Annotated in this window: 16 protein-coding genes; 2 read left to right on the top strand and 14 right to left on the bottom strand. The window is 59.0% G+C overall.

Annotated elements, in window-relative coordinates; genetic code table 11:
- Positions 1 to 9: 9 nt before the first annotated feature.
- From ACYZUC_RS24535 to ACYZUC_RS24515, 5 genes are read right to left on the bottom strand one after another with little or no spacing between them, the layout of a single operon-like run.
- Entirely contained in the window at positions 10 to 3123 is a 3114-nt protein-coding gene (locus ACYZUC_RS24535; RefSeq protein ID WP_461990929.1) for a pilus assembly protein, read from the bottom strand.
- On the bottom strand, positions 3110 to 3589 hold the full coding sequence (locus ACYZUC_RS24530) for a pilus assembly PilX family protein (RefSeq protein ID WP_461990928.1): 480 nt from the start codon (positions 3587 to 3589) through the stop codon (positions 3110 to 3112). Before ACYZUC_RS24530 ends, ACYZUC_RS24535 begins: the two co-directional genes overlap by 14 nt.
- 11 nt (positions 3590 to 3600) lie before the next feature.
- A complete protein-coding gene (locus ACYZUC_RS24525) occupies positions 3601 to 4314 on the bottom strand; it encodes a PilW family protein (RefSeq protein WP_461990926.1) in 714 nt (237 codons plus the stop codon).
- Positions 4311 to 4760 (bottom strand): type IV pilus modification protein PilV, encoded by a 450-nt coding sequence (gene pilV / locus ACYZUC_RS24520; protein ID WP_008028808.1) that lies wholly within the window; start codon positions 4758 to 4760, stop codon positions 4311 to 4313. Before pilV ends, ACYZUC_RS24525 begins: the two co-directional genes overlap by 4 nt.
- Positions 4757 to 5230 carry a GspH/FimT family pseudopilin gene (locus ACYZUC_RS24515; RefSeq protein ID WP_461990924.1) on the bottom strand — a complete coding sequence of 158 codons (474 nt, stop codon included), beginning with the start codon at positions 5228 to 5230 and terminating at the stop codon, positions 4757 to 4759. Before ACYZUC_RS24515 ends, pilV begins: the two co-directional genes overlap by 4 nt.
- Positions 5231 to 5360: 130 nt before the next feature.
- Between ACYZUC_RS24515 and ACYZUC_RS24510 the strand changes: the two genes are divergently transcribed.
- Positions 5361 to 5903, top strand: a complete 543-nt coding sequence (locus ACYZUC_RS24510) for a GspH/FimT family pseudopilin (RefSeq protein WP_461990922.1) — start codon at positions 5361 to 5363, stop codon at positions 5901 to 5903.
- Here the strand turns inward: ACYZUC_RS24510 and ispH are convergent.
- From ispH to murJ, 6 genes are all read right to left on the bottom strand, one after another.
- Positions 5880 to 6827 carry a 4-hydroxy-3-methylbut-2-enyl diphosphate reductase gene (gene ispH, locus ACYZUC_RS24505; protein ID WP_008028815.1) on the bottom strand — a complete coding sequence of 316 codons (948 nt, stop codon included), beginning with the start codon at positions 6825 to 6827 and terminating at the stop codon, positions 5880 to 5882. The two genes, ACYZUC_RS24510 and ispH, sit on opposite strands and share 24 nt — an antisense overlap.
- Positions 6828 to 6983: 156 nt before the next feature.
- Complete coding sequence (fkpB, locus tag ACYZUC_RS24500) at positions 6984 to 7421, bottom strand: FKBP-type peptidyl-prolyl cis-trans isomerase (protein WP_177318884.1); 438 nt, start codon at positions 7419 to 7421, stop codon at positions 6984 to 6986.
- Positions 7422 to 7428: 7 nt separating this feature from the next.
- Entirely contained in the window at positions 7429 to 7941 is a 513-nt protein-coding gene (lspA, locus tag ACYZUC_RS24495) for a signal peptidase II (RefSeq protein WP_017340852.1), read from the bottom strand.
- Positions 7934 to 10765 (bottom strand): isoleucine--tRNA ligase, encoded by a 2832-nt coding sequence (ileS, locus tag ACYZUC_RS24490; RefSeq protein ID WP_461990920.1) that lies wholly within the window; start codon positions 10763 to 10765, stop codon positions 7934 to 7936. Before ileS ends, lspA begins: the two co-directional genes overlap by 8 nt.
- The gene (gene ribF, locus ACYZUC_RS24485; protein ID WP_461990918.1) at positions 10766 to 11716 is read right to left on the bottom strand and encodes a bifunctional riboflavin kinase/FAD synthetase; all 951 of its coding nucleotides are present in this window, start codon (positions 11714 to 11716) and stop codon (positions 10766 to 10768) included.
- Positions 11717 to 11845: 129 nt separating this feature from the next.
- A complete protein-coding gene (murJ, locus tag ACYZUC_RS24480) occupies positions 11846 to 13384 on the bottom strand; it encodes a murein biosynthesis integral membrane protein MurJ (RefSeq protein ID WP_461990917.1) in 1539 nt (512 codons plus the stop codon).
- 252 nt (positions 13385 to 13636) lie between these two features.
- Here murJ and rpsT point away from each other — a divergent pair, with 252 nt between their 5' ends.
- Positions 13637 to 13915, top strand: coding sequence for a 30S ribosomal protein S20 (rpsT, locus tag ACYZUC_RS24475; protein ID WP_008154937.1), 279 nt, complete (start codon positions 13637 to 13639; stop codon positions 13913 to 13915).
- Between the two features lie 182 nt (positions 13916 to 14097).
- Here rpsT and ACYZUC_RS24470 read toward each other — a convergent pair whose 3' ends face one another.
- From ACYZUC_RS24470 to cgtA, 3 genes are all read right to left on the bottom strand, one after another.
- Entirely contained in the window at positions 14098 to 14562 is a 465-nt protein-coding gene (locus tag ACYZUC_RS24470) for a CreA family protein (protein ID WP_253405043.1), read from the bottom strand.
- Between the two features lie 12 nt (positions 14563 to 14574).
- Positions 14575 to 15693 carry a glutamate 5-kinase gene (gene proB, locus ACYZUC_RS24465; protein ID WP_017340857.1) on the bottom strand — a complete coding sequence of 373 codons (1119 nt, stop codon included), beginning with the start codon at positions 15691 to 15693 and terminating at the stop codon, positions 14575 to 14577.
- Positions 15694 to 15830: 137 nt separating this feature from the next.
- Positions 15831 to 17054, bottom strand: a complete 1224-nt coding sequence (gene cgtA, locus ACYZUC_RS24460; protein ID WP_008028831.1) for an Obg family GTPase CgtA — start codon at positions 17052 to 17054, stop codon at positions 15831 to 15833.
- Between the last annotated feature and the right edge of the window lie 140 nt (positions 17055 to 17194).

Below are 17194 nucleotides of genomic sequence, written 5' to 3'. Positions count from 1 at the left end.
AACTCTCACTTACTGTATTTGTCGCCACATGATGCGACGGCTGCCACCGCCGCCTTTTTCGGTCAGCTTGGTCACCGTTGAACCTGTATCGGTTACGATCTTGCCGGTGCCGCCGTTGGTAACGGCGCTCAAGAATGGCATCCCGCTAGTGAAAATCACCCCGCTGGATATCGCATCGTTGCTGTCGACTAGCCCATCGCCAGTGGTGTCGAGCACCGCATAGTTGAGCATCTTACCGCTGAACGCATCCAGCTCGACCACTTTACCAGTGCCGAAACTGGCACAAGGATCCGTGGTGTCCACAATGGCCGTGGTAAATACGATTCGCCCCAACACCAGGGCTGCCTGGTTAATCACCCGCTCGCCGGTCAAAACACTGTTGTAGACCAGCGGCAAATACCAGCCCTTCTCCGCCGGATAGGTCACTTCGTTCTGGCTGGTGGTGATGAACTGCCCCGTGCTTCCCGAGAACACTCCCGTCACTGACTGGATCTGCAAACTGGACGTAGTGATCTGTCCAGAGCCGCCGTCAGCATCCCACACCGCATAGAACGCCTGCAGATCCTTGTTGGTCTTGTCGACCGTCTCATTGAATTTGCCGGTACCGAAAAACACCACTTTGCCGCCCAGTGAATTGTCCGCCAACAACGGCTGCGCGGTGATTGGCTGGGTGGCGCCGCCCGCTGTCGTGAACAACGGTTTGCCGGAAAACGCCACGCCCCAGGTGTCCGTGGTGGCGCCGCTCAAATCAAACTTCCATAAACGCCCTTTCAGATCCCCGCCATAGGCGGCCTGCACCACATTCTGCGAGTTGACCTTGAGTTTCACCGACGACAAACCGTTGGTGGTTTCCGTGCTGTCGATGACGATTTTCTTGATCAGCGAGCCATCGCGGATATCCACCACGTACAACGCGGCCACACCCGAATTGCTGCCGTAGCCGTTGGAGATGAACGCCGCCCAACGACCATCCGCCAAGCGTGCCACTTCCGGACGGGCGTAGGCATAACCCAGATCATTGAAAACGTTCGCCGTGTTTGCTGTGGCAGGTGCACTGATTTCCCACAACGCCTTGGTCACGTTGCCGGCCGAGGCGTCAAACAGCTGCAAGGCGTAGAACGTCTTGCCCCCCGCGCCTGTTCCGCCGAGCGCCAGGGTTTTCCAGGCACTGTTGAGTTGTGCATCAAAAACGCCAACCTGACCGTCGACCAGAAACCTGTGACTGACGCCGTTGATGTAGGCGGTATCGGCGATATAGCGCAACGATGGCAAAACACTGGATGGCATGTAGGCATAACGTCTGGCGCCGTTACCCGAATTGATGACGCTGACAAAACCATCGTTGGCATTGACCACCAGACTGGTGTTCATGTTGCTGGATTTGGTGGCCAGATAGGTGCTGTAGCTGGTGTCACTGACCAGATCGGAGGCGGTTTTTTCCGTTGGCGAGGCCAGCACCAAAGGCGAGTTGATGATGTCGCCGAGCAACACGCTGCGTACTTTCAACCCGGTCTTGTTGGTGCCCTTGCTCCACTCCACAAGGTCACTACCGGTGATGCCGGTGGGCAGGCCCTGATTCAGCACCGTCTGCTGTGCCGGGGCGAAATTGGCGAAGGCCAGCGTGACGGGAGCGTTGCTCACGTTGTTCCACGACTGGTAAGTCGGCGCTGTGGCGCCGGGCACGATGGCCGTATCAGTCGTCCAGAGCACCGTGGAGGTATTGACCGAGCCGGTGGCGGTGAACCCGTAAGACTTGATGGTGCCGCGCCAATCCTTGGGGTCGTAGCTGGTCTGGTAGTAAGCGGAACCGACCCCGACGATTGCACTGCTGGTGGTGCCGCTCCCGCCGGAACCGGCTTTCGACGTGATGTCGCCCAGTGCTGATGACAACGCGGTATTGAGACCGGCACTGTCCGTCGCCTGGTAGTACTTGCCCTGCCCGTAACCAGCGGCGTCCGACAACATCTGGTTCGCGGCGGTGAAACCCACGGTGTAGGTGTTCATGTTCTGTTTGGGGAAATCTGCGGCGTTCCAGCTTTTGCCACCGGCGTCGGTACCGGTGGTGCGCATATCGATGTCGAAGGCGAACTTGGCGATGTCGTCCAGGTACAACGTATCCCCCTCGCCATCACCGGAGAGGTTGTCGCCATCGTTCGCACTGTTGCCGTCCCAGTTCGGCAAGCGGGTGCCACCGAGCGGATCGTTGGTCGGGAAGGTCCGGTCGAACGTAGGCAGGCCATCGGTGATCACCACGCCATAGTTTTTCTGGCAGCGATACTGGATCGGGCTGGTGTAAGTGGTTGGCGTCGAGTTGTAGTACGGCGCCATGCCGCGCATGTACCGCGTGATCTCGTAATAGGTTTCCGCCAACGGGGTACTGGCGATTGCACTCAAACCATTGATCGAAGAGATCAAGGCGTTGTAGTTGGTGTCCGCCTGGGCCTGAGTAACGCTACCACTGACGGGAGACAGATCACTGACCGCGCGGGCGATAAAACCGCCGGGGCCGGAGTTGCCACTGACAGAAGGGTTGAATGTCGCCAGGCCTATTCTCAATGAGCGGTTGCTGGTGACCAGATTGGTGGATACATCTTGCGCAACGCTGATGCGGTAATCATTGGGGATCGCACCGGTGCCGGTGGTGAAATCCCTGTTTGAACCGTTGGCCAGTGTCACCAGATAAGACAGATAGTTAGCCGTATAACGCGTGTTTTCGTTGCCCACCGGGTCGGGCAGCTTCAGGCATATCGATGACAGCCCCAGGAAGCCCCGATAAAAACCGTACCAGTTGCCACTGGTGGAGCACCCGCCACGATTCAGGCTCGACAAGGCGATGTTGGTATCGTCCATGTCCAGGTTCTGACCGCTCAGACACGAGCCGTTCGAACTGCAATTGGCAATTTGCGGGCGACTGATCGTCGGATCGAAACCCGGCGCCCAAATGATGTTGTTCATGCTTCCCGAATCATCGATCAGCAGCATCACGTTGGGCGCAACCGCCGCAGCGCTCAGCAGGGGCGAGTCCGAGGGTGTGAACGCGTACGCAGGGGCTGTCAGGTACAGGCCCAATGCAACGCCCGTCAGCAACCGCCAGATCCTTGAGCAGCTATTAGTACTTGGCATAGATGCTCTCCACCACACTGCGCACGTTGTTGCCCACGATGGCTACAGCCGTGACCCGATAAAGCGTCGCAGAGGTGTTGCTCGGCACATTCACGGCATTCAACGTGGTGCCGATGTTCTGTACCCCATAGAAACCGTTGGCGGCCGCGATCCAGGTGACACCCGAGGAGGAATTGAGACCGGCAGCCGTGATGATCGATGACTCGGCGGGCGGCAAACATTGATTGCCGCTGCAAACCGGCAATGTATAGGTATCGAGCTGAACCGCACTTTCGCCGATGCGCAACGCGGCTTCGGCGATCTGGAACGACTGATTGCGCAGGGTCACGCTGCTGGCCATCTTTTCCTGCAGGGTTGCGTTCTGCATCGATGAAATGCCAATCAGCGTCAGCAACAGAAGGAACACCAGGCTGACCAGCAGCGCCATGCCGCGCTGGGCGTGAGAGGTCGCGGGAGAAAAATTCATCGACCCTCCCCTCATGGCAAGCGGTTGCGCAAAGCGGCAACCACGTTGAAAGTTTGATCGCGGACCCGGCTGTTCGGATCTCTCAGTGTCAGCGTCAGGCGCACACTACGGATTCGCGCAGGGTCGGACGGGTTGGTGCTGTAACTGGAAGCGGCCGTATCGGTGGTCGACGCAGCGAGGCCGAAGCTCACGTCGAATTTGCTGACGTTGTCGACAAGCACTGCCTGAGTCGGCGTGCCGATGCCACTGCCCATCGTCAGTTGGCCGTTCTTGAGGCTGTAGATCAATCGTCGAATCGGAAACGCCAATTGCCCTGTGGCGGGAGCCTGCACATTGGAGTAAGCCGTCGCCGTGTTTCGGCAATCCGAAACCACCGTCCAGGTCGGCGTACCGCCACCCGCTCCGACATCGGCGGTCACCAGGGTCAGCTTGAGGTTGGCATTGTCCCAGTTGATCGGCGTTATTTGGCTGGCAGTAAAACTCGCACCGGCGCTTGCATCGGTGATCGTCCCCAGACAACCAAACATCCCCACCATGCGGATTTCCTGAATCATTTTGCTCAGCACGAAACGTGCATCTTCCTGCATGTTCGCCGCCGCGTTCTGGCTGACATAAGTGTTCTTGGCCGCTATGAAAATCTGCGCCACACCGAGCACCACGACCAGGCTCAATGCCAACGCGATCAACATTTCGATCAGGCCGAAACCTCTGTTGAGCCGGTTCATGGCGTCGCCACCGGATCGACGGCGGCGCGACTGGTCAGCACAAAGCTGCGACGGGAATTGGCGGCATTGGCAGCCCGCGAGTCGTCCCAGGTAATGGTGATGGTGTACACCCGCTGATTGAGGGTGACGCTGCCCGTAGCGGTGGCGCCGAGCATACTGACGATATTGGAGGTGAAGTCGTAGAGGTCCTGATCCCTGGCAACGTTGAGGTTGCCCGACGTCGGCGGCGTGACCGTGTAATCGGCGCCGGCGTTGGCGCGGATGCGGTCCATCATGTCGTAGGCGATAAAACTGGCCTGACTGGTCATCCGCGAACTGTCGGTGTACTTCAGCGCATTGAGCTGGAACGCCGCCGCCCCCAACAGGCCCACGCTCAAAATCAACAACGCCACGAGAACCTCGATCAGCGTCATGCCCTCCTGTGCACGCTTGCTCCATCCCCTCATCCGCAACTTCCACCCAATAGAATTCGTCCGTTCAAACACACATTCAGCGTCCTGCTTTGCGCCCCCAGTACGTAGCTGATCACCACCGCCGTGGACGGTGCCGACAGACCGCCCAGATTGTTGAAATCGATGGCGGTCACTCCTGAGGTTAGCGTCAGAGTCGCGCCGCTGCTCATCGCTGGAACAACCCGCAATACATTGGGCGCCGTGCCAGTACTGTCATAGACCGCCAATTCTCCGGTCCAGACGCTGCCACCTGCCGTCGGCCGCACCCGGGTGGTGATGCCGCGGTCGATGGCTTCAAGCCGGGCGAAATTCAAAGCGCGCTGCAGGTCGCCCATCTCGGTATCGGCCTTGGTGCCTTGCACCGAACGGGTAAACGCCGGTACTGCCAGGGTGATCAGAATCAAAAAGACTGCGAGCGCGACCAGCAACTCGATCAGCGTGAAACCTTTTGTACGATGATCCATCGATGCCCTCCGTTGCCGTCGGCTATACCTGCTGTTACACGCTAGAACATCCGACCGACAGATGTCGGTTGTTTTGCCATTACTCGCGCAAGGATTGCGCGGGCCACCGCACTCCAGGGAAGGAGATGTCATGCGTCAACAGGGTTTCAGTCTGATTGAACTGCTCATGGGACTGACGATTGTCGGGATTGTTCTGCATCTGGTCAGTCCGGCGTTTGCAGCGCTCACGGAATCGAACCATCAAGAGGAGGCAGCGAAGTCACTTGTCAGTGGCATGCGCAGCGCCAGAAGCGAGGCGATCACGCGAAACCAGGCTGTCGTCATACACGGGATAAACGACGATTGGGGCCAAGGCTGGCGGATGATTCTGGATTTAAATGGCAAGGGACATGAGGACAGCAGCAATCCGCTGCTGGTAGAGCGCCGGAGTGACACTCGGGTACCGGTTGTCGGCAATTACTATGTCAGGACTTCAGTACGATTCAGCCATCTCGGCGAACCGCAGCACGGAGGCTTTCAAGCGGGGACATTGCATGTTTGCGCAAAACTCGAGCCAGTGAGTCAGCACCAAGTGGTGCTGGCCCCGAGCGGTCGCGTCAGCCTGCGCAGCATCAAGGCTGTGCAGGCGTTGTGCGAGAAAGGAAAAAAATCAAAGCAGCGAACGGACGCGTAACTCTTTCGGCATGGAGAACGTGATGTTCTCCTCGCGACCCGCCAGTTCATCGGCACCGGTGGCGCCCCAGGCCTGCAACTGCTGGATCACGCCACGCACCAGTACTTCCGGTGCAGAGGCACCTGCGGTAATGCCGATGCGCTCGACACCGTCGAACCAGCTCTTTTGCAGGTCTTCAGCGCCGTCGATCAGGTAGGCCGGAGTGGCCATGCGTTCGGCCAGCTCACGCAGGCGATTGGAGTTGGAGCTGTTCGGGCTGCCGACAACCAGCACCACGTCGCATTCGTCGGCCAGCGTCTTGACGGCGTCCTGACGGTTTTGCGTGGCGTAGCAGATGTCGTCCTTGCGCGGGCCACCAATCGCCGGGAAGCGTGTACGCAGGGCGTCGATGACGCGGCTGGTATCGTCCATGGACAGGGTGGTCTGGGTCACGAACGCCAGCTTTTCGGGGTTATTCACCTGCAACGCGGCGACGTCTTTCTCGTCCTCGACCAGGTAAATCGCGCCGCCATTGCTGCCATCGTACTGGCCCATGGTGCCTTCGACCTCCGGGTGACCGGCGTGGCCGATGAGGATGCATTCACGGCCATCGCGGCTGTAACGCGCGACCTCGATGTGCACTTTGGTCACCAGCGGGCAGGTGGCGTCGAACACCTTCAAGCCACGGCCGGCGGCTTCGGTACGCACAGCCTGGGAAACGCCGTGTGCACTGAAGATCACGATGACGTCGTCCGGCACCTGATCCAGCTCTTCAACGAAGATCGCGCCGCGAGCGCGCAAGTCTTCGACGACGAATTTGTTGTGGACCACTTCGTGGCGCACATAGATCGGCGGCCCGAAGACTTCCAGGGCGCGGTTGACGATTTCGATCGCCCGGTCCACACCAGCGCAGAAGCCACGGGGGTTGGCGAGTTTGATTTGCATGCTGTGCCTCGTGTCTTGCGCGCAGGAAATTAGAACATTACATCCTGTAGGAGCAGAGCTTGCTCGCGAAAGCGGTGTGTCAGTCGACATTGATGTTGAATGTGATGACGCCTTCGCGAGCAAGCTCTGCTCCTACATTTGACCGCATTCAGTCAGTTACAGCGATTTGACGGTGATGATTTCCACGTCAAAGGTCAATGTCTTGCCGGCCAACGGATGGTTGAAGTCGATGGTCACTTGCTCGTCATCGAACTCTTTCACCACGCCAGGCAGCTCAGTATTCGCCGCATCGTTGAAGATCACCAGCAAACCCGGTGAAAGGTCCATGTCCTTGAACTGCGAACGCGGGATGATCTGTACGTTTTGCGGGTTCGGCTGACCGAAAGCGTTTTCCGGCTGAATCGTCAGCGTACGCTTGTCGCCGGCCTTGAAGCCGAACAGGGCCGCTTCGAAACCTGGCAACAGGTTACCGTCGCCGACCTGGAAGGTCGCCGGGGCTTTGTCGAAGGTGCTGTCGACGGTGTCGCCATTCTCCAGGCGCAGTGCAAAGTGCAAGGTGACTTCCGTGTTCTGGCGGATGCGTTGCTCAGCCAATACCTGTTCAGTCATGAACTGCTTCTCCGGTCTTCTTTGATTTGAACATGTCCAGCGCCAGCATTACCGCACCCACAGTAATTGCACTGTCGGCGAAGTTGAACGCCGGGAAGTACCAGCGGTTCTGCCAATGCACCAGAATGAAATCGATCACATGGCCCAGGGCTATGCGGTCGTACAGATTGCCCAGCGCACCACCCAGGACCAGCGCCAACGCGATGGCCAGCCAGGTTTCGTTGCGCCCCAGACGCTTGAGCCACACCACCAGCACCGCACTGACCACGACCGCGATCAGGGCGAACAACCAGCGCTGCCAGCCCGAGCTGTCGGCCAGGAAGCTGAATGCCGCGCCCGTGTTGTAGGCCAGGGTCCAGCTGAAGTAATCGGGGATCACCACGATCTGCTGGTACATTTTCAGCGAGCCTTCGAAGTAGAACTTGCTGGCCTGGTCGATGACCAGGACCAGCAAACTCAACCAGAGCCAGCCCAGCCGTCCAAAACGGCCAATGGCGTTAGGCATAGTGACGAACCTCGCCAGTGCCGCTGATGTTATCGACGCAACGACCGCAGATTTCCGGATGTTCCGGGTTCACGCCGACGTCTTCACGGCAGTGCCAGCAACGGGCGCACTTGGCGAAGGCCGACTTGACGATTTTCAGCTTCAGGCCGCTGACTTCGGTGACCACTGCATCGGCCGGAGCCTGTACGAACGGCGCAACGCTGGCGGTCGAGGTGATCAGTACGAAGCGCAGTTCGTTGCTCAGTTTGGCCAGGTCGGCGCTCAGGGCGTCTTCGGCGAACAGCGTCACTTCGGCTTGCAGGTTGCCACCGACGGCTTTGGCCGCGCGCTGGATTTCCATTTCTTTGTTCACAGCGACCTTCACCGCCATGATCCGCTCCCAGTAGGCACGGCCCAGTTCGACGTTTTCCGGCAGCTCGGTCAGGCCTTCGTACCAGGTGTTGAGCATCACCGATTCGTTACGCTCGCCCGGCAGGTATTCCCACAGTTCGTCGGCGGTGAACGCGAGGATCGGCGCGATCCAGCGCACCAGCGCTTCGGAGATGTGGTACAGCGCAGTTTGCGCCGAACGGCGGGCCTTGCTGTTGGCGCCAGTGGTGTATTGACGGTCCTTGATGATATCGAGGTAGAAACCGCCCAGCTCCTGCACGCAGAAGTTGTGGATCTTGGAGTAGACGTTCCAGAAGCGGTATTCGCCGTAGTGCTCTTGCAGCTCGCGTTGCAGCAGCAAGGTGCGATCCACGGCCCAACGGTCCAGCGCGAGCATTTCTTCGGCCGGCAGGATGTCGGTGGCCGGGTTGAAACCGGTCAGGTTGGAGAGCAGGAAGCGCGCGGTGTTACGGATCCGCCGGTAGGCGTCCGCACTGCGTTGCAGGATCTGCTCGGAAACCGCCATTTCACCCGAGTAGTCGGTGGATGCTACCCACAGACGCATGATGTCGGCGCCCAGGGTGTCGTTGACTTTTTGCGGCGCGATCACGTTGCCCAGCGACTTGGACATCTTGCGGCCGGACTCGTCGACGGTGAAGCCGTGGGTCAGCAGTTCGCGGTATGGCGCGTGGTTGTCGATGGCGCAACCGGTCAGCAGCGACGAGTGGAACCAGCCACGGTGTTGGTCCGAGCCTTCCAGGTACAGGTCGGCGCGTGGACCGGTTTCGTGGCCCATCGGGTGCGAACCGCGCAGGACGTGCCAGTGCGTGGTGCCCGAATCGAACCAGACGTCCAGGGTGTCGCTGATCTTGTCGTACTGCGGCGCTTCGTCGCCGAGCAGCTCGGCAGCGTCCATCTTGAACCAGGCTTCGATGCCTTCGACTTCAACGCGCTTGGCGACTTCTTCCATCAGCTCGGCGGTACGTGGGTGCAACTCGCCGCTTTCCTTGTTCAGGAAGAACGGGATCGGCACGCCCCAGTTGCGCTGACGGGAGATGCACCAGTCCGGACGGTTGGCGATCATCGAGTGCAAGCGCGCCTGGCCCCAGGCCGGAACGAACTGAGTTTCTTCGATGGCTTTAAGAGCGCGCTTGCGCAGGGTATCGCCGCTGACAGGCTCTTTGTCCATGCCGATGAACCACTGCGCGGTGGCGCGGTAGATCAGCGGGGTCTTGTGACGCCAGCAGTGCATGTAGCTGTGTTCGATGATGGTGGTGTGCAGCAGCGCACCGACTTCGGTCAGCTTGTCGACGATGGCCGGGTTGGCTTTCCAGATGAACTGGCCGCCAAAGAATTCCAGCGAGGTCGCGTATACGCCGTTGCTTTGCACCGGGTTAAGGATGTCGTCGTTGACCATGCCGTATTTCTTGCAGGTCACGAAGTCGTCCACGCCGTAGGCCGGAGCGGAGTGAACCACGCCGGTGCCAGCGCCCAGTTCAACGTAGTCGGCCAGGTAAACCGGCGACAGACGGTCGTAGAACGGGTGACGGAAGTTGATCAGTTCCAGTTCTTTACCGGTGGTGGTCGCGATGACCGAGCCTTCCAGGCTGTAACGGACCAGGCAGGATTCAACCAGCTCTTCAGCCAGCACCAGCAACTTGTCGCCGACATCGACCAGGGCGTAGTTGAATTCCGGGTGAACGTTCAGCGCCTGGTTGGCCGGGATGGTCCACGGGGTGGTGGTCCAGATCACGATCGAAGCAGGTTTGCCCAGCGATGGCAGACCGAAAGCGGCAGCCAGCTTGGCTTCATCGGCAATCGGGAACGCCACGTCGATGGTCGAGGACTTTTTGTTCTCGTACTCGACTTCCGCTTCAGCCAGGGCCGAACCGCAGTCAAAGCACCAGTTCACAGGCTTCAGGCCCTTGAACACGAAACCGCCCTTGACGATTTCGGCGAGCGCGCGGATTTCACCGGCCTCGTTTTTGAAGTCCATGGTCTTGTACGGGTTGGCGAAGTCGCCCAACACGCCCAGACGGATAAATTCGGATTTCTGGCCTTCGATCTGCTCGGTGGCGTAGGCACGGCACAGTTCGCGGGTCTTGTCCGCGCCCAGGTTCTTGCCGTGGGTCACTTCGACTTTGTGCTCGATCGGCAGACCGTGGCAGTCCCAGCCCGGAACATAAGGAGCATCGAAACCCGACAGGGTTTTCGAGCGGATGATCATGTCCTTGAGGATCTTGTTCAGCGCATGACCGATGTGAATCGTGCCGTTGGCGTACGGAGGACCGTCGTGCAGAACGAACTTCGGACGATCCTTGCCAATCTCGCGCAACTTTCCGTACAGGCCAATACTGTCCCAGCGCTGCAGAATCTGCGGTTCGCGCTGTGGCAGGCCGGCCTTCATTGGGAAGGCGGTGTCCGGAAGGTTTAGCGTGGCTTTATAGTCGGTCATTTATGGCTCTTCATTAGCGATTGGCGCTAGGTGCGACAGGGCACGGGCGGCGGCGACATCCGCATTGATCGCCGTCTTAAGCGCCTCCAGAGAGGCGAAACGCTGCTCTTCACGCAGCTTGTGGTGGAAAACCACCGTCAAACGCCGGTCATACAGATCGCCGGCAAAATCTAAAAGATGTACTTCGAGGTGGGCTTTGCCATCCCCTTGGACCGTGGGCCGCACGCCGATATTGGCGACGCCTGGACAGGTCTTGCCGTCGATGTCGACGTCGACCAGGTAAACCCCGGTGAGCGGCACACGACGGCGCTTGAGTTGAATGTTGGCAGTTGGCGTACCCAACTGGCGCGCCAGTTTCTGGCCATGCAGGACTCGCCCGGTAATCTGGAACGGCCGACCGAGCAGGCGCTCTGCCAAGGCAAAATCGGCAGCGGCCAGGGCATTTCGCACTTGGGTGCTGCTGACGCGAATGCCGTCCAGCTCAACGGTTTGCGCCGCTTCGACGGTGAAGCCCTGCATGACGCCGGCCTGTTGCAGGAAATCGAAATCCCCTACCCGGTCACAGCCGAAGCGGAAGTCGTCACCGACCTCAAGATGCTGCACGCCGAGACCGTCCACCAGAATGGTATCAACGAATTCGCTGGCGCTGAGCTTGCTCAGGCGCTGGTTGAAGGCCAGGCACAGGACCCGGTCGACGCCTTCGTCAGCCAGAAGCTGAAGTTTGTCGCGCAGTCGCGCCAAGCGGGCCGGCGCTGTCTCCGGGGCGAAAAACTCCCGCGGCTGCGGCTCGAAAATCACCACGCAGCTGGGCACGCCCAACTCGAGCGCACGCTCACGCAGCCTGGCCAGGATAGCCTGGTGACCACGGTGAACACCGTCAAAGTTGCCAATAGTGGCGACACAGCCCCGATGCTGGGGGCGCAGATTGTGGAGGCCTCGAACCAGCTGCATAACGCGCTTCTTGCTCATAAAGTGGTCGATTATAACCACACCCGGCGGCCGACGACAGGCAACACCGTAACCCAAAGTGATCGAACCGACAAAACCGTCGGCCCGCCCGTGTTTATCGAGGCAAAAGCCTCAGTTCAGCGCCTTGCGATTGAAGTCGCGCAAACGGAAGCCCATCAACAGCAACATGCCGAAATAGGAGACCACGCCAGCCCCTACCAGAGCGCCCAGACGCAGGAATCGCTCAAGCATGTGGCCCTGATCCCAGGCCGACATGAAGTGCATCCCTACCAGCAACACCGCGGACATCACGGTGACCGCAACCACCAGTTTTGCACCGAACTTCGCCCAGCCCGGCTGCGGCTGATACATCTGCTGCTTGCGCAGCTGATAGAACAACAACCCGGCGTTAAGGCAGGCACCGGCGCTGATCGCCAGAGCCAGACCGGCGTGAGCCAACGGCCCGATCAACACCAGGTTGAACAACTGGGTAACCACCAGGGTGAAAATTGCGATTTTCACCGGCGTGCGAATGTTTTGTTGCGCATAAAAGCCCGGCGCCAGCACTTTGATCACGATAATCCCAAGCAACCCGACCGAATATGCAATGAGCGCCCGCTGAGTCATGGACGCATCGAAGGCGTTGAACTGACCGTATTGAAACAGCGAGACCGTCAGCGGCTCAGCCAGGATCCCCAACGCCAGCGAGCACGGCAGCACCAGCACAAAGCACAGGCGCAGCCCCCAATCGAGAATCCGCGAATACTCTGCGCGATCCTTGCTGGCGTAGGTCTTGGCCAGGGTCGGCAGCAGGATCGTACCCAACGCCACGCCCAGCACGCCGGACGGCAATTCCATTAGGCGGTCGGCGTAATACATCCACGACACAGAGCCGGCGACCAGGAACGACGCGAAAATGGTGTTGATGATCAGCGAAATCTGGCTCACCGAAACGCCGAGAATCGCCGGCAGCATCTGTTTCATGACCCGCCACACGCCACTGTCACGCAGGTTCAGGCGTGGCAGCACCAGCATGCCGATCTTTTTCAGGTGCGGCAGTTGATAGAGCAACTGCGCCAGACCACCCGCCAGCACCGCCCAACCCAGCGCCATGACCGGCGGATCGAAATACGGTGTCAGGAACACCGCAAAGATGATCATGCTGACGTTGAGCAAGGTCGGCACGAAGGCAGGCACCGAGAAACGGTTATAGGTGTTGAGGATCGCCCCGGCCAATGAAGACAGGGAGATCAGCAATATATAAGGGAATGTCACCCGCAACAGGCTGGAGGTCAGCTCGAATTTTTCCGGGGTATCGGTGAAACCGGGCGCGGTCACCCAGATGACCCACGGCGCAGCGAGCATGCCCAACACAGTGACCACTGCCAGCGCCAGGGTCAGCAGTCCGGAGACGTAGGCAATAAAGGTTCGAGTCGCCTCTTCGCCTTGCTGGCTTTTATATTCAGCAAGAATCGGCACAAACGCCTGGGAAAACGCCCCTTCGGCGAAGATCCGGCGCAGCAGATTGGGCAGTTTGAAGGCGATAAAGAAGGCGTCGGTCGCCATTCCCGCACCAAAAATACGCGCAATGAGGGTGTCACGGACGAACCCCAGAATCCGGGAAAGCATCGTGATAGAGCTGACGGCGGCCAACGATTTGAGCAGATTCATTGAAAGAGTTTGTGCCTGTCGATAAACAGCAGGCGAACAAAGCGCCCACTTATGCGATACTCCGCGCCGCAGCAGCACAGAGCCAAAGCTCGCGAGTTTACAGGTCAAGCGCCGGAAATAAATATCCCGCCTCTTTATACCTACCACTTAGCGGAACGTCTCAACCGCCCTTGACAAGACATCAACTCATCGGCATGATTCGCGGCCTATTTTGTTTGCTATTTCCTAAAAAGTCTTTCGAGGAGCTCGACGGTGGCCAACACACCTTCCGCCAAAAAACGTGCAAAACAGGCTGAGAAGCGTCGCAGCCACAACGCCAGCCTGCGTTCCATGGTTCGTACCTACATCAAGAATGTAGTTAAGGCCATCGACGCAAAAGACGCTGAAAAAGCTCAAGCTGCTTACGTTCTGGCCGTGCCAGTTATCGACCGTATGGCCGATAAAGGCATCATCCACAAGAACAAGGCTGCTCGCCATAAGAGCCGCCTGAACGGTCACGTCAAGGCTCTGAACCTTGCTGTTGCCGCATAAGCGATAAGCTTGTTGAAAAACCGACCCCAGGGTCGGTTTTTTATTGCCTGCGATTTAACAAACGCCGCGCAAAAAAGTAGGAGTGAGCCTGCTCGCGATGGCGGTGTATCAGATAGCACTAATGCCGACTGACACCCCGCCATCGCGAGCAGGCTCACTCCTACATTTCGAATCGCGCCAGATTATTGAGCCTGCGCCCAAGGCAAGATAGGAATCGCCGTCACCGCATTCTGCGGACTGCCTTCGATCAAGCGATCGCTGTAGACCAGATACACCAGCGTATTGCGCTTCTTGTCGAGGAAGCGCACCACCTGCATGGTCTTGAACACTAGCGAAGTACGCTCCTTGAACACTTCTTCGCCATCCTTCAACTCACCCTTGAAGTTGATCGGACCGACCTGACGACACGCAATGGACGCTTCCGCTCGATCTTCAGCCAAGCCCAAACCACCCTTCACACCGCCCGTCTTGGCTCGGGACAGGTAGCACGTCACGCCTTCGACCTTCGGATCATCAAATGCCTCAACGACGATGCGGTCGTTCGGACCGACGAACTTGAACACCGTCGACACCTGGCCAATTTCCTCGGCCGAAGCCAGCAGCGGCATTGCCAACAGCAAGCCCAACAATCCTTTTGCCACGCGCATTCAAATATTCCTTCAGACCAGGATCAGGTTATCGCGGTGAACCAGTTCCGGCTCCGCCATGTAACCCAACAGACCGACAATCGCCTCAGACGACTGACCGATGATTTTTTGTGCTTCCAGCGCGCTGTAGTTAGCCAGGCCACGGGCGATTTCACGACCGTCCGGCGCCACGCACACCACCATTTCACCGCGACGGAAACTGCCCTGAACCAGTTTGACACCCACCGGCAGCAGACTTTTATTGCCCTGGGACAGCGCCGTCACCGCACCAGCATCCAGCACCAGCGTGCCGCGAGTTTGCAGATGCCCGGCCAGCCACTGCTTGCGCGCCGCCAGCATGCCGCGCTCTGGCGACAGCAAGGTGCCGATGCGCTCGCCCGCCTTCAGGCGATCCAGCACACGCTCAAGGCGCCCACCGACGATGATGGTGTGCGCACCGGAACGGGCCGCCAAGCGCGCCGCACGCAACTTGGTCTGCATGCCGCCACGACCCAACGCACCACCGGTACCGCCCGCCACTGCATCCAGCGCCGGATCATCAGCACGCGCCTCGTAAATCAGCTTGGCATCGGGATTGTTGCGCGGATCGGCGTCGAACATACCGTCGCGATCCGTCAGGATCACCAGCAAATCAGCCTCGACCAGGTTGGCCACCAGCGCCGCGAGCGTGTCGTTGTCGCCGAAACGGATTTCGTCAGTGACCACAGTGTCGTTTTCGTTGATCACCGGGATCACTTTCAACTCGACCAAGGCACGCAAGGTGCTGCGGGCATTCAGGTAGCGCTTGCGGTCGGACAGATCGTCATGAGTCAGAAGAATCTGCGCAGTGTGCCGGCCATGCTCGGCAAAGCTCGACTCCCACGCCTGAACCAGCCCCATCTGACCGATGGCGGCAGCTGCCTGCAATTCGTGCATTGCACTGGGTCGCACGGTCCAGCCCAGACGGCTCATGCCCGCTGCTACCGCCCCGGAGGACACCAGCACCAGCTCGACGCCCGCCTCATGCAAGGCCACCATCTGTTCGACCCAGACACCCATTGCCGCGCGATCCAGGCCCTTGCCGTCCGCCGTCAGCAACGCGCTGCCGATTTTCACGACCCAACGCTGCGCACCTGTCACCTTGCTCCGCATCATCTTCAACCTTAGCTTGAGGGCAGCGCGACCCAGCGCTGCCCGTGACGTTAATCGTGGCTATTTGTTACCAACAATCGATTTCCAGATACTAAAACGCCGCTCCAGGGAGCGGCGTTCAAGTTTATCGCAACAGATCAGTCACGCACGTAAATGATTTCCGGACCGTCTTCGTCATCCACATCTTCTTCATCCCAATCATCGTCACCGATGTCATGGACCGACTTCACGCCGCTGCGACGCAGGGCACGCTGGTCATCCAGGGCCTGCAACTGAGCGCGCGCTTCGTCTTCGATGCGCTGATCGAGATCGGCCAGTTCTTCCTTGTAAGCCGGGTCGTTCGCCAGGCGGTCAGCACGATCTTCCATGTAACGCATGATGTCGTGGCACAGACGCTCGGTACCGAGCTTGGAGATGGCGGAGATCACGTAAACCGGACCGGTCCACTCCAGGCGATCAACGATTTCCTTGACGCGAGCATCGTGCTCTTCTTCAAGGATCTGGTCGCACTTGTTCAGCACCAGCCAGCGATCACGCTCAGCCAGGGACGGGCTGAACTTGGTCAGCTCGCTGACGATCACTTCAGCCGCATCCGGAGCGCTGGTGTCATCCAGTGGCGCCATGTCCACAAGGTGCAGCAGCAAACGGGTACGCGCCAAGTGCTTGAGGAAACGAATCCCCAGGCCAGCACCGTCAGAGGCACCTTCGATCAGGCCCGGAATGTCCGCAACCACGAAGCTTTTCCAGCGATCGACGCTGACCACACCCAGGTTCGGCACCAGCGTGGTGAACGGGTAGTCGGCGACTTTCGGCTTGGCGGCCGATACCGAACGGATAAAGGTACTTTTGCCAGCATTTGGCAAACCCAGCAAACCAACGTCCGCCAACACCTTCATTTCCAGCTTCAGGTCACGCGCCTCACCCGGCTTACCCGGAGTGGTTTGACGCGGAGCGCGGTTGGTACTGGATTTGAAACGAGTGTTACCCAGACCGTGCCAGCCGCCATGGGCCACCAGCAGCTTTTGACCGGCCTTGGTCAAGTCGCCGATCACTTCCTGAGTGGCAGCATCGATGACCGTGGTGCCGACCGGAACGCGCAACACCAGCTCTTCACCTTTCTTGCCGGTGCAGTCGGTACTGCCGCCGTTGGAACCGCGCTCGGCATCGAAATGCCGGGTGTAACGGTAGTCCACCAGGGTGTTGAGGTTTTCATCGGCGATCATGTAGACCGAGCCGCCGTCACCACCGTCGCCGCCGTTAGGGCCGCCGTTTTCGATGAATTTCTCGCGACGGAAGCTCATGCAACCGTTGCCGCCGTCACCGGCCTTTACTCGAATCGATACTTCATCAACAAACTTCATAACAAAACGCCTCTCGCCATACGGACGAGCCGAAAAAATCCAGACATAAGACTCTTGCAAAAATGAGCGCAGCGACCTCAATCAACGACCGCAAATCCAGCGCTGGAGCTCATTACAAACAGCTTTGCAAGAGACTCACC

The sequence above is a fragment of the Pseudomonas sp. GT1P32 genome (genome assembly GCF_054897805.1).
The sequence above is the reverse complement of the archived record's forward strand: the minus strand, read 5'-3'. Positions and strand labels throughout refer to the sequence as shown.